Origin of the sequence: Caballeronia sordidicola (genome assembly GCF_002220365.1) — a bacterium.
Taxonomy (GTDB): Bacteria; Pseudomonadota; Gammaproteobacteria; order Burkholderiales; family Burkholderiaceae; genus Caballeronia; species Caballeronia sordidicola_C.
In genome coordinates this window covers 25,539-38,656 of record NZ_MTHB01000246.1, presented here as the reverse complement: position 1 = coordinate 38,656, position 13,118 = coordinate 25,539, and the positions used below count along the sequence as shown (strand labels likewise).

At 59.4% G+C, this 13,118-nt stretch carries 12 protein-coding genes and 1 pseudogene; 7 read left to right on the top strand and 6 right to left on the bottom strand.

Annotation, left to right across the window (positions count from 1 at the left end; all coding sequences use genetic code 11):
* Positions 1-110: 110 nt before the first annotated feature.
* The gene (locus tag BSU04_RS34000) at positions 111-2,153 is read right to left on the bottom strand and encodes a M3 family metallopeptidase (protein ID WP_089164650.1); all 2,043 of its coding nucleotides are present in this window, start codon (positions 2,151-2,153) and stop codon (positions 111-113) included.
* Positions 2,154-2,393: 240 nt separating this feature from the next.
* Here BSU04_RS34000 and BSU04_RS33995 point away from each other — a divergent pair, with 240 nt between their 5' ends.
* On the top strand, positions 2,394-3,188 hold the full coding sequence (locus tag BSU04_RS33995; protein WP_089164649.1) for an FRG domain-containing protein: 795 nt from the start codon (positions 2,394-2,396) through the stop codon (positions 3,186-3,188).
* Positions 3,189-3,226: 38 nt separating this feature from the next.
* On the opposite strand, the gene BSU04_RS33990 is transcribed toward BSU04_RS33995, so the two are convergent.
* A complete protein-coding gene (locus BSU04_RS33990) occupies positions 3,227-4,351 on the bottom strand; it encodes a mandelate racemase/muconate lactonizing enzyme family protein (protein WP_089164648.1) in 1,125 nt (374 codons plus the stop codon).
* A 120-nt stretch (positions 4,352-4,471) separates the two neighbouring features.
* Between BSU04_RS33990 and BSU04_RS33985 the strand changes: the two genes are divergently transcribed.
* The 3 genes from BSU04_RS33985 to BSU04_RS33975 all read left to right on the top strand — a co-directional run bounded on the left by BSU04_RS33985 (position 4,472) and on the right by BSU04_RS33975 (position 7,789).
* Entirely contained in the window at positions 4,472-5,350 is an 879-nt protein-coding gene (locus BSU04_RS33985) for a LysR family transcriptional regulator (protein ID WP_089164647.1), read from the top strand.
* 122 nt (positions 5,351-5,472) lie between these two features.
* Positions 5,473-6,402: a dihydrodipicolinate synthase family protein gene (locus tag BSU04_RS33980; RefSeq protein ID WP_089164646.1), complete on the top strand. Its 930-nt coding sequence runs from the start codon at positions 5,473-5,475 to the stop codon at positions 6,400-6,402.
* 76 nt (positions 6,403-6,478) lie between these two features.
* A complete protein-coding gene (locus tag BSU04_RS33975; RefSeq protein ID WP_089164645.1) occupies positions 6,479-7,789 on the top strand; it encodes an MFS transporter in 1,311 nt (436 codons plus the stop codon).
* Between the two features lie 811 nt (positions 7,790-8,600).
* Here BSU04_RS33975 and BSU04_RS33970 read toward each other — a convergent pair.
* Positions 8,601-8,822, bottom strand: a complete 222-nt coding sequence (locus tag BSU04_RS33970) for a helix-turn-helix domain-containing protein (protein WP_089164644.1) — start codon at positions 8,820-8,822, stop codon at positions 8,601-8,603.
* Here BSU04_RS33970 and BSU04_RS49200 point away from each other — a divergent pair.
* Positions 8,821-8,922 (top strand): annotated as a pseudogene (locus BSU04_RS49200) (aldolase); the annotation flags it as partial. The gene BSU04_RS33970 and the pseudogene BSU04_RS49200 sit on opposite strands and share 2 nt — an antisense overlap.
* A 207-nt stretch (positions 8,923-9,129) precedes the next feature.
* Here the strand turns inward: BSU04_RS49200 and BSU04_RS33960 are convergent.
* Positions 9,130-9,339, bottom strand: coding sequence for a DUF2945 domain-containing protein (locus BSU04_RS33960; protein ID WP_089164813.1), 210 nt, complete (start codon positions 9,337-9,339; stop codon positions 9,130-9,132).
* A gap of 879 nt (positions 9,340-10,218) precedes the next feature.
* On the opposite strand from BSU04_RS33960, the gene BSU04_RS33955 reads away from it, so the two are divergent.
* Positions 10,219-11,184, top strand: coding sequence for a LysR family transcriptional regulator (locus tag BSU04_RS33955; RefSeq protein WP_089164642.1), 966 nt, complete (start codon positions 10,219-10,221; stop codon positions 11,182-11,184).
* Positions 11,185-11,510: 326 nt separating this feature from the next.
* Here BSU04_RS33955 and BSU04_RS33945 read toward each other — a convergent pair whose 3' ends face one another.
* Positions 11,511-11,726: a hypothetical protein gene (locus BSU04_RS33945; RefSeq protein WP_144021436.1), complete on the bottom strand. Its 216-nt coding sequence runs from the start codon at positions 11,724-11,726 to the stop codon at positions 11,511-11,513.
* Positions 11,727-11,910: 184 nt separating this feature from the next.
* Here BSU04_RS33945 and BSU04_RS33940 point away from each other — a divergent pair, with 184 nt between their 5' ends.
* Positions 11,911-12,585 (top strand): MarC family protein, encoded by a 675-nt coding sequence (locus BSU04_RS33940; RefSeq protein WP_256983671.1) that lies wholly within the window; start codon positions 11,911-11,913, stop codon positions 12,583-12,585.
* On the opposite strand, the gene BSU04_RS46790 is transcribed toward BSU04_RS33940, so the two are convergent.
* A complete protein-coding gene (locus BSU04_RS46790) occupies positions 12,568-12,729 on the bottom strand; it encodes a hypothetical protein (RefSeq protein WP_179258533.1) in 162 nt (53 codons plus the stop codon). The genes BSU04_RS33940 and BSU04_RS46790 overlap by 18 nt on opposite strands.
* Between the last annotated feature and the right edge of the window lie 389 nt (positions 12,730-13,118).

Below are 13,118 nucleotides of genomic sequence, written 5' to 3'. Positions count from 1 at the left end.
CAAACATGACGCCCTTTAATGCCGGCAGCATTTACTTTAACCGCTCCTCACGAACCGACCCGTGCCTGAGGCAGTCGAAGCGAAAGGCACGGCCTGTCGATAAAGCCGCTTCACTCAGTTCGCAGCAATCCGCGTTTTCGCAACATGGGCTCGGCACGCGGGTCGCGGCCACGAAAAGCGCGGAACGCCGAGCCCTGTTCGCGGCTATCGCCTGCGCTGTACACATACCGATGCAGCTTGTCCGCTAGCGCGGGATCGAATGCGTTGCCGGCTTCTTCGAATGCGTCGAATGCGTCGGCTTCCAGCACCTCCGCCCACATGTAGACGTAATACCCGGCCGCGTAATATCCGCCGCTGAAGATATGGCCAAAGTGGGGCAGCCGATGGCGCATGCCCACCTCGCGCGGTACGCCAAGCCGCTCCCGCTCAGCTACCTCGAACCGGGCGATGTCGATTCCATCCAGATCGTTGCGCAGATGCAGCGCCATATCGATCAGAGCTGACGATGTGTAGGCGACCGTCTGAAACCCCTGGTTGAAAGTCTGGGAGGCCCTGATGCGCTCGATCAGCTCGGCCGGGATTGGCTCGCCAGTGCTCACATGACGCGCGTGCTTCGCGAGCACTTCCGGCACCGTGGCCCAGTTTTCCATCAACTGAGAAGGAAGTTCCACATAGTCTTGCGGGACATTGGTCCCCGACAGACGACCATAGTTCACATCGGACAGCAAGCCATGCAGGCCGTGGCCGAACTCATGAAACAGCGTGCGTACGTCGTCGAAACTCAGTAGTGTCGGACCATCGTCAGTGCGGGCGAAGTTGTTGTTGTTCACCACGATCGGCGTCACCTTGCCGCCATGACGCCTTTGCTTGCGATAAACGTGCATCCACGCGCCGCCTTGTTTATTGGGCCGGGCATAGTTGTCGCCAAGGAAGATACCCACTTGTTCAGCTCCGCGGCGCACTTCCCACAGGCGCACGTCCGGGTGGTACAGCGACACGCTGGTTTGTTCAACGAACTGCAGTTTGAACAGGCGTTCCGCGCAATCGAACATGGCTGCGAGCATCGCGTCCAGGCTGAAGTACGGTTTCACTTGTGCATCGTCGAGTTCATAACGGGCAACCCGCACCTTCTCGGCGAGGTAATACCAGTCCCACGGTTCAATGTCGGCAGGTTCACCCAGCGCAGCAGCCTGCGCGGCCAGTGCCTGCCTCTCCTGTTCAACGCTGGCCTTAGCCGGCTCCCATACCTGGCTAAGCAGCGCGTGGACCGCGGACGCGCTGCCCGCCATGCGATCGGCAAGGGCGTAATCGGCAAAGTTTTCGTAACCGAGCAAATGTGCTTGTTCTTGCCGCAGCATCAGTATCTCGCGAGCGATCGGCCGGTTATCGCGTGCCGGGTTTTCTCCGCGACTGGTCCAGGCGCACCATGCCGTCTCCCGCAAATCACGGCGGGTGGACCATGTAAGAAACGGCTGCACCAGCGAACGCGAGAGCGTGATCACGTAACCCTCCAGACCGCGTTCTTTTGCGGCGCTGCGTGCCGATTGGCGCAGAAAATCGGGCAACCCAGCTAAGTCCACTTCCGATGTCAGCGGCAACTGGTAGCTGGATTCGTCCGCGAGTATGTTTTGCGCGAACTGCGTCTGCAGATCCGCGAGCCGCGAGGCAATAGCCGCGAACCGCTCGCGGTCGAATCCTTGCAGCTTGGCGCCCGTACGGACAAAATCGGTGTGCATGCGTTGCAGCAAACGCTGCTGCTCTTCGCTAAGATCTAGCACGGCAGCTTGCTGGTGGACCGCGTCGAGCCTCGCGAAGAAGCCGGCGTGCATGGCCACCTTGCTGTCGTGTGCGGCCAGCAGCGGTGCCATCTCGCGCTCCACGGCCTGCAGCGCGGCCGGCGACTCTGAGGCGCACAGGTTTTCGAAAGTCAGCCGTACGCGATCAATCGTGGCGCCGGCCGCATCGAACGCGGCCACGGTGTTGGCGAATGTGGGCGTGGCCTGATTTTCAGCAAGGGCATCAATTTCTGCCAGATGCTGCTCGAAAAGCACCGCGAATGCAGGCGCGAAGTGTTCGCACTGGATCTGCTGGAAGGGCGGCAATTGATAGGGCGTTTGCCAGTCCTGTAGCAGCGGGTTACCGTTGTCGGTCATGTCGATCCGCCTGTGGGGTATTGATGGTCACGAAGTGATCATGATATGACATCGCGGTAAAGCTTTTCGAGCAGGGGTCTGATCTGAGCGTTTGGCGGTCTGGACAGCGCGCCGGGCTCAAAAGTTGGATCATCAGTCCTGCGGCGCATCTCTTCGTATAGGATGCCGCGTCGGCTGCTTCTGCCGCGCCGGACTTGCGATCGGGCGGGAACCAGCGAGTGCTACTCTGGATAAGTGACAATGCAAACCATTATTGTGTCGAACTGGCAGGAGTTCATGCGTCTCATCATAGAACTCGACGGCTGGGCATTTCGCGGGCAGCAAGACGCGCGATGGCCGTTGCAAAGTTCGTTATCGCGCTACCTGTCCGCGTTCGTACCTGAGCGCTCGGCGTGGCGGATTCAGGAGCAGCGCGCCATTCGCATCTTCAGGCGAAAGGCCCATAACTATCTTTCCGATGTCCGCGCGCTGTCCGACGACCTGCGTTGCCTCGGTCTGATGCAGCATCACGGTGCGCCGACCAGACTGCTGGATTTCACCAAGTCGCCATTTGTTGCCGCGTTCTTTGCGCTTGAGCGTGCTGTGACTGACGCAGCCGTTTTCGCGGTGAACACCCCGGCGCTGTGGACGGATCGCGCAGTCCCTGTTTCGGCGCCGCATCTTATACGCGAGATGATCGACCCACGCTTGCCCGGAAATTTCGAAAAGTTTTATCTGAGCGACGAAAACCCGGTGATGTGGTTTGGGGAACCCGCCGAAATGGATCAGCGGCTGATCGCGCAAGCCGGCACGTTCGTGTTGCCGGGCTTGCTGCATCAGCCGCTCGACATGATCCTCGATCAATACACGTGCAGCGACGAATTGCTGCGCAAGATCGTGTTACCGTCGAATTTACGGGACGAAGCCATGCGTTCGTTGTACAGGATGAACATCACGAACGCATCCCTTTTCCCGGACCTCGAAGGACTGGCGCGTTCGATTGCGTTGGAACTCGAGATCGTGTGGCCGGCTCAGGTCGGCAAAACGCGCGATTGATTCCGACTGAATCAGCGGATGGAGCGAGGGACGCTTCTCTAGCGCACCTCCAGCCAGTTTCCATAACGCTTGATCATTTTCTCGTCGAAGTTGAATCCCAGTCCGGGCGTCTGATGCAATAGCACGTGACCATTGCGGTGCTCCAGTTGCCGGTCGATAAGACGCCTGAAATTGAGTACCTGATCGTCCCGGAAAAATTCGACATAGCGCGCGTTCGGCGTGGCGGCGACCAGCGGTGCGTGGACGTCGTGGAACCAGTGCGGGCACATTGTCACGCCGTAACTCGAGGCGGTCGCGGCAATGCGCCGCCACTCGGTGATGCCGCCGCAGACAAGCGCGTCGGTTTGGAGGATGGCGGCAGCGCCTTGATCCAGGACCTCCTTGTGGTACCAGCGTCCGTAGCCGATCTCTCCAGTAGCAATAGGCACCCGCGTCAGCTTCGCCAGTCGCGCATGATTGGCGACATCGTCAGGGGAAAACGGCTCTTCTATGAAATAGGGATCGTATTGTTCCATCAGCCGGACGTAGCGCATGGCTTCGGTTGCGTCGCTCCAGCCGTTGTTGATATCGAGCATCAATTCAATGTCCGGACCAATGGCCTCCCGCGCGGCACGCACGCGTGCCTCTTCCTCGCGCGGCGACAAGCGGCCCGATTTCATCTTTACCGCCTTGAATCCCATGTCTACGTAGCTGGCCATCTCCTCGCCCAGCATTGGCGGCGTTTTGCCGTCGAGGTAATATCCGCCGCTCGCGTACGCCGGGACCTGATCGAGCTGGCTCGCCCCCAGATACTTATGCAGAGGGACTCCGTGCGTGCGGGCATTGAGATCCCACAGCGCGGTGTCCAGGATACTGATCGCACGCATGACGGTACCCGCGCGTCCCTGCAGTAAAGATTCCTGATACATCGCTTGCCACAGTCCTTCTGTCGAATAGGAATCCTTACCGATCAGAACTGGCGCGAGCAACTGCTCGACCGCCGCCGTCAACAATGCACCGCCCGCGCTTCCGACGTAACAAAAGCCGATTCCCTCGACGCCGTCGCTTGAACGTACTTTAACCAGGCCATAGTGCCGCGCGGATACGGTGCGAGTCGCGAATGAAGTGACACGGTCGAGCGGGACCACAGCTGCGCACACGGATATGGATTCGATCGTAGGCAAGATTCTGTCTCCTGTTTTCAGTTAATCAGACCGGTGACGCCCGGTTCAGTCGCATTCTCATTGACTCCATTCGACAGAGCCAGTAATTTGCGGTTTATTCAAACGATAAAATTTCTATCGATGGACTCCCGTTATTTGCAAAGCTTCGTTTATGTCGCTGAACTCGGTTCGATAGCTGAAGCGGCTCGTCGTCTCGATCTGACGCCGGCGGCGGTTGGACAGCGTGTCAAGCTGCTCGAAGAGGAACTCGGTATGCGGTTGATCCAGCGCTCGGGCAGGACGGTTTCTGCAACGCCCGCGGGCGCACGCATTCTCGAGCGTGGCCGCAAGGTGCTGAGGGACATCCGCGACCTCCGGGCAGATGTGGTGGACGACGCCAGCCTCTCTGGTGAGCTTCGGCTTGGCGCCACGCCCACGTTGATGACCGCGCTGATCCCGCGACTCGTTTCAACGCTGCTTGGCGAGCACCCGCAGGTCGACATCTATCTGGAGCCAGGCAATTCAGTCGCGCTGTACAGCAAAGTGCTTGATGGCGAACTCGACGCTGCGCTGATCATCCGGCCGCTATTCGACCTGCCCAAGAGCTGCGGCTGGCATACGATGCGCGAGGAGCCACTCGTGCTGCTTACTCCCGAGTCCATGCAGGTCTCCGACGTACGTGTCACGCTCGAAACCGAGCCATTTCTCCGCTATGACCGCACGACCGTGGGCGGCCGGATTGCCGACGATTACTTGCGGCAGCAGGGCATCAAGACGCACCAGCGGTGCGAACTTGACGGCCTTGACGCGCTCGCGGCGCTGGTCAGCCGGGGGCTCGGTGTGTCACTGGTCCCGCATTGGCTGAGCGCACCCGGATACAACGTCCCGCTGGCCCGTTGGCCGCTGCGCGGCTCGCGCGCGAAGCGGGTGGTAGGCATGGTGTGGTCGCGCGCGTCGGCGCGTATTCGCCTGGTCGAAAGTTTCCTTCAACTCGCTCAGGACTGGGATGGCAAACCGTAAAGAATTTTTATCGACTCAAGCAAGGAAAGCCAAGTAGTTCCGCGGGGAGAGCGGCGTAATACTAGTGCCGCGTTACACGACTACGCCCTTGATCGAAAGGGCCTAAAGGAGACTCCCCTGTTATGACGACCATCGAGGATCGACTGGCCGGCACGCTTGCGCCAGCGTTGACACCGTTCAAGCCCGACGGGTCCCCGTGTACCCGCCGATTCATTGAACATTGTGAGCGCCTGCTTGAGCAGGACGTCGGTATTGTCCTGTTCGGCACCAATTCCGAAGCGGCTTCCATGACCGTGCACGAGAAGCGAATGCTGCTTGATGCACTGCGGGAAGCATCAGGGCCGCCTCGCAGAATGATGGTAGGCGTTGGCTCCTGCGCCCTGGCGGAGACGGTGGAGCTGACGCGAGCGGCGCTGGACAGTGGCTGCTACAACGTGTTGACGTTACCGCCGTATTTCTTTAAGGGCGTCAGCGACGAAGGATTGTTCCGCTCGGTCGCGCAAGTGATCGAGTCAATTGGCGACACACGTCTGCGGATCTACCTCTATCACATTCCCGCCGTGAGCCAGGTACCGTTCAGCGTGTCATTGATCGCCCGCCTGCTAAACGCTTATCCGGGCGCAATTGCGGGAATCAAGGACAGTTCCGGCGACCCCATCCATACGCTTGACCTGATCAGCGAGTTTCGTGGCCATAATTTCGATGTCTTTGCTGGCAACGAAACGCATCTAGTCGATGTCATGGCAGCGGGCGCTGCCGGCGTTATTTCCGCGACCGCGAATGTTAACGGAGCGGCCATCGCGCGTCTTTGCAACGAATGGAATACTCCCGCTGCGCCCGCCGAACAGGCAGCCGCCAATCACCTGCGCGCGGCGTTCTCAAAATTCCCGATGATCGCCGCCATGAAGACCGCGATCGCCGATCGACTGGGCGACGCGACCTGGGCACAGGTGCGCGCTCCGCTTATCGAATTAGACGCCGGCCAGCAAGATGCTCTGCTATCCGAATTAACAGCCGCGGGTTGCGCCAGTCCTCACGAACAGCGTTCGTGAAACCATATAACGAGTGAAGGCCGCCTGCGTGTAGCGCAGGCCGATACCTTTGCCGAATTTCAGAGGGAGACATGCAATGTTGAGTGAAAGTCCGAGCGTAACTGGCGCATTTGCCGACGATAGCGTGGAAGCAACCTATAAGCGCGTGGCGTGGCGAATCGTTCCTTTGTTATTCGTCTGCTACATCGTGGCGTACATGGATCGCGTGAACGTCGGCTTCGCCAAACTGCAGATGCTTGCCGATCTTGGCTTTAGCGACACCATCTATGGTCTCGGCGCCGGGTTCTTCTTCCTCGGCTATTTCTTGTTCGAAGTGCCCAGCAACCTGCTGCTTCATCGGTTCGGCGCACGCCGCTGGATTGCCCGCATCATGATCACCTGGGCGGTTCTATCCATGGCCACAGCTTGGGTCACCACACCCGCGGCTTTTTACGTGATCCGTTTTCTGCTCGGCATTGCGGAGGCCGGTTTTTTTCCCGGAGTGATTCTTTACCTGACCTACTGGTTTCCATCGCATCGCCGAGGCCGGGTGACGGCCTGGTTCATGGCGGGGAATCCGATCTCGGGCATCATCGGCGGCCCACTCTCAGGGCTGGTCATGAAGTTACTTGCCGGCTCGCTCGGGCTGTCGGGGTGGCAGTGGCTGTTTATTATCGAAGCGTTTCCGGCGATCGTCATGGGTATCGTCGTCTACATGGTCCTGGACGATAAGGTCGGCGACGCGCGCTGGTTGCGCGCGGATCAAAAAGCCCTGATTAGCGCCGAGATAGAACGAGAGAACCGCGCACACACTCACGGATCAATACGCAGCGTGCTTGTGTCGGCAAGGGTCTGGCTGCTGTGCTTTATCCTGTTTGGCATTGTCATGGGTTCCTATGCAATCGGCTTCTGGCAACCCACATTGATTCGACTGGCGGGCATTGAAGATCCGCTGACGATCGGGATGTTGTCGATGATTCCCTATACTGCAGCGTTGCTCTCCATGCTGCTGACAGCACGTCACGCGGACCGTACCCGCGAGCGCCGGTGGCATCTCGCCGTTCCAGCGCTCATTGCCTCTGTTGGTTTCAGCGTTTGCGCGCTAAGCGGCTCGCACCTTTATCCGGCCATGACCGGCATGACGCTCGCGGCCGTCGGTGTCATCACCGCGTTGCCCATGTTCTGGGCCTTGCCAACCGGCTTTCTTGGCGGCGCAGGTGCGGCAGCCGGCATCGCCTTGATCAATTGCACCGGCAACCTGGCGGGGTTCGTCAGTCCTTCGGTCATTGGATGGCTCAAGAACCAGACCCACTCGCTTAGCTCAGGATTGTTCCTGGTCGCCGCAATGATTGCAGTGGCCGGCATGGCCGTTGTCATCCTGATCTCGGCGAAGGTGGTTAACCGATAGTGCCCGGTCTAAGGAGCCATATGGACCATTACGGAGGCACGAGCGGTGCCTCCGTCTAGTCATTTCCCGGCGACTTTTTTCTGCGCTGACTCGACAGATGTTGCGAGGTACGCTTGGCCCTTCTATCGAGTTCATATTAGAGCGCATGCACTTCGAAAGTATTTCCGAATAGAGCGTACGGGTAGAGCGATTTCGTCTTAGCGAGCCGCTCACCGGCGTAGTCGGCAACTCAATAAAATGCGTGTAATGAGGAAACCGCATTAAGCAGATGCGCTATAGCATCGCGGGCCACTGCCAGCGAACTATTCTTTCCAAGCTTAGCGACGTCGCAACCCCGCGACGGACCACTATATGAATGGGCAAGAGCCTGCCTTCGACAGCCGCGTCCTGACGCTAAGATTGCGGGACAGGCAGCATTATAATTTTCGATAAATATGATGATTTGTTTCATAACGCGCTAAGATCATTTACGATCCCGTCAATCCGCATCGCGTGCCCGCGTTACGCTGAAAACCGACATGGAGCGCAAGCAGTCGGCAAGTGCTGATTGTCTGCATCGCTCACCGAGCGCGTGGCGGTCACACAAACGCGACGTTCAAGATCTGCGTTTTTATATGTTTCACCCGTTAATGCGTAAGCATCCTGCCGTTGTGAATTGCACCTGGACAATGCGTAGGGTGGAGACGAAGCGAATGCCTAAGCTAGGTGACCCGGAGAAAAGCATGAATGGTCGTTTGGCCAATGCTCCCGTGGGACCACGCATTAAAGGGATTTGCAGCGCTGGTGCACCTGGCGTAATACGGGCTGGGCGCTAAGGCTTGAACCTTTTCGGAAGCGGCTGGCCATGCTTGATAAAAAGCCGGGCCAGATAGGAGGGGATTTTGACACCTACCGCCATCGATGCAGCCAGCACCGTGGTGCCTGAGCCGCTTAGAAGTTTTGCTGCACGCGCCACACGCTGCCGCGTTTGGTAGTCGCCGATACTTTCGCCCGTCGACTCACGAAAAATGTGGGTGAGATGGCGGCGGGACAAAGATCATGGCGTCATGATTTTGGGCAACAGCATTGCGAGCGCTTGGGATGACATGTACTACCTGGAGGGAGCGTGCGAGGTTCAGCGGCTAGCATTGTCTCTAGGCTTCCGTTTCGAAATCGGCGACAACCTTATTGTGGTCTACGAGTGGCGATGCGTGTCAGTTCGTCGGGGAATGCGTCTCCCGCCCAGGTGGACAACCTGAACTCATGAGTACTCCACCTAGTGCGAGAAGACCGCGCCGGCGAGCCGGAGCTCAGTTGTCTCAACGCTGCTTCAACAGCGCCACGAGGCATGCTGTCGTTTGTCAGCGGACTTTTTTCAGCGCACTGGCTTTGTGAATGGCCGTTTTGCCGCTCTTTGAGCTTTTGACTTCGTATTGGGGATTGCGAGGAGACGCCTTCGCAACGTAGCCGCCGGCCTTTGTTGGGCCGGTCACCTTACGCGTGACCTCACCTTCCGTGCGGCCCTGCGACGTTTCCCATTGCACCTTGTCACCTTTGGATACCTTAGGCATGGCGAGCTCCTGAAAAAATGTGGCGGCGACGTCGTCCCCGATTACAAAACGGTCTTCGGTTTTGCCACCGAAGCGAACAGCAACCGCATCCGAGGTTGGCTTGGTCCGTCGGATACGGAAGGATTTGTGCGTCGCGACCCGGACGATGACGCAGCTAGACGACACCCTCCCAATGCAGCAATTTCGGTTCCAGCATCGCCATCCCACGAAGGGGCCTCGTGGTGCACGCTCCGCGCGCGGTTGGACTTACGGAGACTTCATGACGCGATTGCCGGATAGTCACACAGAACAGGGCACGGGATCATGAGATCCGGCGTGTTTCAGGGCGGGCGTTACGGATTACAGAACGTAGCCCCCTAGGCGCAGCCCGAACAGTGATGACGGCGCTAACACTTCATTACCTCGGAGGTCATCGACCGCGGTACGTCTTGAGTGCACAGTCGAGTTCATGGTGCTGCCGGTCCCGGCGCAGAGCCACTATCAATAAGAGCTTGTCATGAACGAAGCTGAAGAGTTGGTTGAGCGTTATGTCGCGGTCTGGAACGAGACCGACCCACAAAGATGTAGAGAAACGATCTTGCGCTCTGGGCGCCCGAGGGCATCCACTGCGTGGGAACACGCGAAGGCCTGGGCTACGATGCAGTTCATTGTCGGTTGAGGCGATGAGCATCGGCATGTCGAATGACAGCCGTGGTGCGCAGCCGGTTGCGAGACCTGGCGCTGTCGCTGGCCCCGCAACATTCGAGCGTACACGCGGCCAGCACCCGGCAGCAAGCCCATGGTCTTAGTAAATCCCGACGCACTTGTCACTCACACCGTCCGGGTCCCGGCATTAAGCTATTCCAAAGGGCGAAATGAAAATCTATAGGAGAAGCAACCGTGATAGATCGCATCATGGCGATGCAGACCTTTGTTCGCATTGTCGACGCCAACAGCTTTACCCGCGCCGCGCAGTCGCTCGGGATTCCGCGCGCGACCGCGACGACGCTCGTGCAGAGTCTCGAGGCAATGCTTGGTGTGCAACTGCTCGCGCGCACCACTCGCCGCCTCAATCTGACTATCGAAGGGACCGCGTACTACGAACGTTGCGTGCAGATCCTCGCCGACATCGATGACATCGAGGCAAATCTGCGGCATCCCGATGACCGGCCACGGGGCCGGCTGCGCGTCGAAATGCCCGCGGTGGTCGCGAACGCGATCTTGTTGCCTGCGCTAGATGATTTCCACGCGCGCTACGAGCATATTCAGCTCGCCTTCGGCGTGAGCAATCGGCAGGTCGACCTGGTCGGTGAAGCGATCGACTGCTGCGTCGTGATTGGACAATTGCCGGATTCGGGCCTCGCCGCGCGCAGGCTCGGCACGCTCGAGCGTGTCACCTGTGCGAGCCCGCTTTATCTCGCGCGGTATGGCGCGCCGCAGAGGTTCGACGAGCTCACTGACCACGTCGCCGTCAATTGCACGTGCCCGCAGACCGGTCGTCCGGCGGATTTTGAATTTCAGGTTGAGGGCGACATGCTCAACCTGCCGCTTGAAGGTTTCCTGCAGGTCAGCGACGAGCATGCCTATCTCGACTGCGGACTACGCGGGCTCGGACTGATACAGCCGCCACTGGCGCTCGCACAGCCCTACCTTGACTCCGGGCGGCTGCGTGAGGTTCTGCCGCATTGCAGGCCCGCGCCCCTGGCGATATCGATCGCGTACCTGCGTCATCGCCGTGCTCCGTCGCGTGTGGTTGCCTTCGTGAACTGGCTCTCGGAACTGTTCGAGACAGGGCGGCACGCGAGTCATGAGCGGCCACAGGTACGCGAGATTCTGCGAGGGCTGGAGGCGAACGAACCTGCCTGAGTGCGGAAACGCTGAGGGATCTAAACCCGCCGTGGGCGTCTGGAATCGAGCTGGCACAACAGGCCGGCGCGGCTGATCCCGATCTCCACGTAGTGTTTGCGTCCGGAGATGAATTGCCCGACGACGTGTTGCTTGATTTCTCATACAAGAGGCTGCGCAGGCCTTGCGCGATGGACGAACTCAACGACCCACGCCAGGGGATTTAAGGCGCCTCGGACCTCGTGGTCGTCAATCGAGCAGGAACTTGTGAAGACGGCGATTTTTGTTCTCCCGTGGGTTGCCGCCGTTGGGCGTGACATCACCAGCCGAAAATGCCGCCATCGAGGTCAACCGGCGCTCGGCAGCCCGAAGCGGTGATACGCGATATCGCCGCTCGCCGTGTGCACGATCTGCCGGCGCAAGGCGGGGTCGCGCTCCGGCCGGTGCGCCATGTCGGGGCAGGCATTTTCAGCGGGGAGATGGACATCTCGGGCAAGGGCAGATACTGAGAGCAGCTCCAACGCGCACGCAATTACAACGACGACAGCCTGCAAACGCTTCAAGTCACACTCCGATGGTGTGTGACTCCAGCAAAGCGCGATGAAAAAACCCATCCGAGCAACAAAGCGCGAAAATCCTGCCAACAATCGTAGTCGACCCGCCACATTATTAGGTAATCTTGCATGCAACACGCAGGCACGCTTCCCCGCGCGGGCTGGCCCTGCCGTTCTGCCCACCTGGAAATGGATGGACACCGTGATCCACGAAATGACCAAGACGATCCTGTTGATTGTCGCGGCGTTGTTCCCGATCATCAACCCGCCGGCGGCAGCGTTCATCATCCTGAGTCTCACGCCGCACGCGACGGAGACCGAGCGCGCGGACCTGGCGCGGCGCATCGCGGTGAACAGCTTCGTGATCCTGCTGGCGTCGCTTTCGGTGGGGGCGTACCTGCTGTCGTTTCTCGGGATCTCGATTCCGGTGCTGCGCGTGGCGGGCGGGCTCATCATCGCCATGGCGGGCTGGAACCTGCTCCAGTCCTCCGACGATGACTCCGAGGAAGAAACGCTACCCGAGCCGGCGTCTCATCGGCATGGTTCGCTGAGATCGAAGGCGTTCTATCCACTGACGCTGCCGGTGACGGTTGGTCCCGGGGCGATCTCGGTGGCCATCGCGCTTGGCACCGGTACGCCGCGCAGCGGCCTGCAGCCGGTTCATTTCATTGGCGTGGGCGTGGCGCTCGCGCTGCTGTGCATCACCATTTACTTGTGCGTGCGTTTCGTGGCGAAGGTCCAGCGGTTGCTCGGGCCGTCCGGCACGCAGATCGCCATGCGGCTCTTCGCATTCGCGATCTTCTGCATCGGCATGCAGATCCTTTGGCTCGGACTGTCAGAACTGCTCAATTCATTGCATCCGCACTGAATCCTGCGGCCGCTGCAACAGGACCATCGCGCGCTGGCGAACCATGGCGACGAGTTCAACCAGGATCGCGAAGACCGCGACGGTGAGGGCGGCGCTGGCAACGGCAAGCGAAATGTCGAACAGGGCTTCAAACGAGGTGATCATGAGGGTTTCCTTCATCCTGTGCTGCAGACGCGTCGGGGCGCGCTGCGATAAACAGGATTCTAATGATGCAGAATGAGCGGGAAATGAGCGAGGTGGATCGGGTGGATCAGACGCCGAGCACGGCGCCAGCAGCCAGGGCAGTATTTCGTCATACGTAGCAGGGCGTTCACCTGACAGCGCGACTTCCTTGTGCAGTACGTTCTCGTTCATGCGCAAGGCGGTCTGATCGCGGTTGCTGGCGCTCGAATGGTGACTGAAAAGCTGGAACATGGGTCGTCTCCCGTTGGGTCATGAAGCGAACCGCTGCTTCGAATGACTACATGTTCGCAGCCAAGAATGAGCAGAAAATGAGCGCGCGGAGAGTCTCACGCCGCGCCTGATGAACCCGT

Excerpts from the sequence above, each read along its gene's own strand:
- BSU04_RS33975 (WP_089164645.1), top strand. The coding sequence starts at position 6,479 with ATGTTGAGTGAAAGTCCGAGCGTAACTGGCGCATTTGCCGACGATAGC.
- BSU04_RS33980 (WP_089164646.1), top strand. The coding sequence starts at position 5,473 with ATGACGACCATCGAGGATCGACTGGCCGGCACGCTTGCGCCAGCGTTG.
- BSU04_RS34000 (WP_089164650.1), bottom strand. The coding sequence starts at position 2,153 with ATGACCGACAACGGTAACCCGCTGCTACAGGACTGGCAAACGCCCTAT.
- BSU04_RS33940 (WP_256983671.1), top strand. The coding sequence starts at position 11,911 with ATGGACACCGTGATCCACGAAATGACCAAGACGATCCTGTTGATTGTC.
- BSU04_RS33960 (WP_089164813.1), bottom strand. The coding sequence starts at position 9,339 with ATGCCTAAGGTATCCAAAGGTGACAAGGTGCAATGGGAAACGTCGCAG.
- BSU04_RS46790 (WP_179258533.1), bottom strand. The coding sequence starts at position 12,729 with ATGATCACCTCGTTTGAAGCCCTGTTCGACATTTCGCTTGCCGTTGCC.
- BSU04_RS33985 (WP_089164647.1), top strand. The coding sequence starts at position 4,472 with ATGGACTCCCGTTATTTGCAAAGCTTCGTTTATGTCGCTGAACTCGGT.
- BSU04_RS33995 (WP_089164649.1), top strand. The coding sequence starts at position 2,394 with ATGCAAACCATTATTGTGTCGAACTGGCAGGAGTTCATGCGTCTCATC.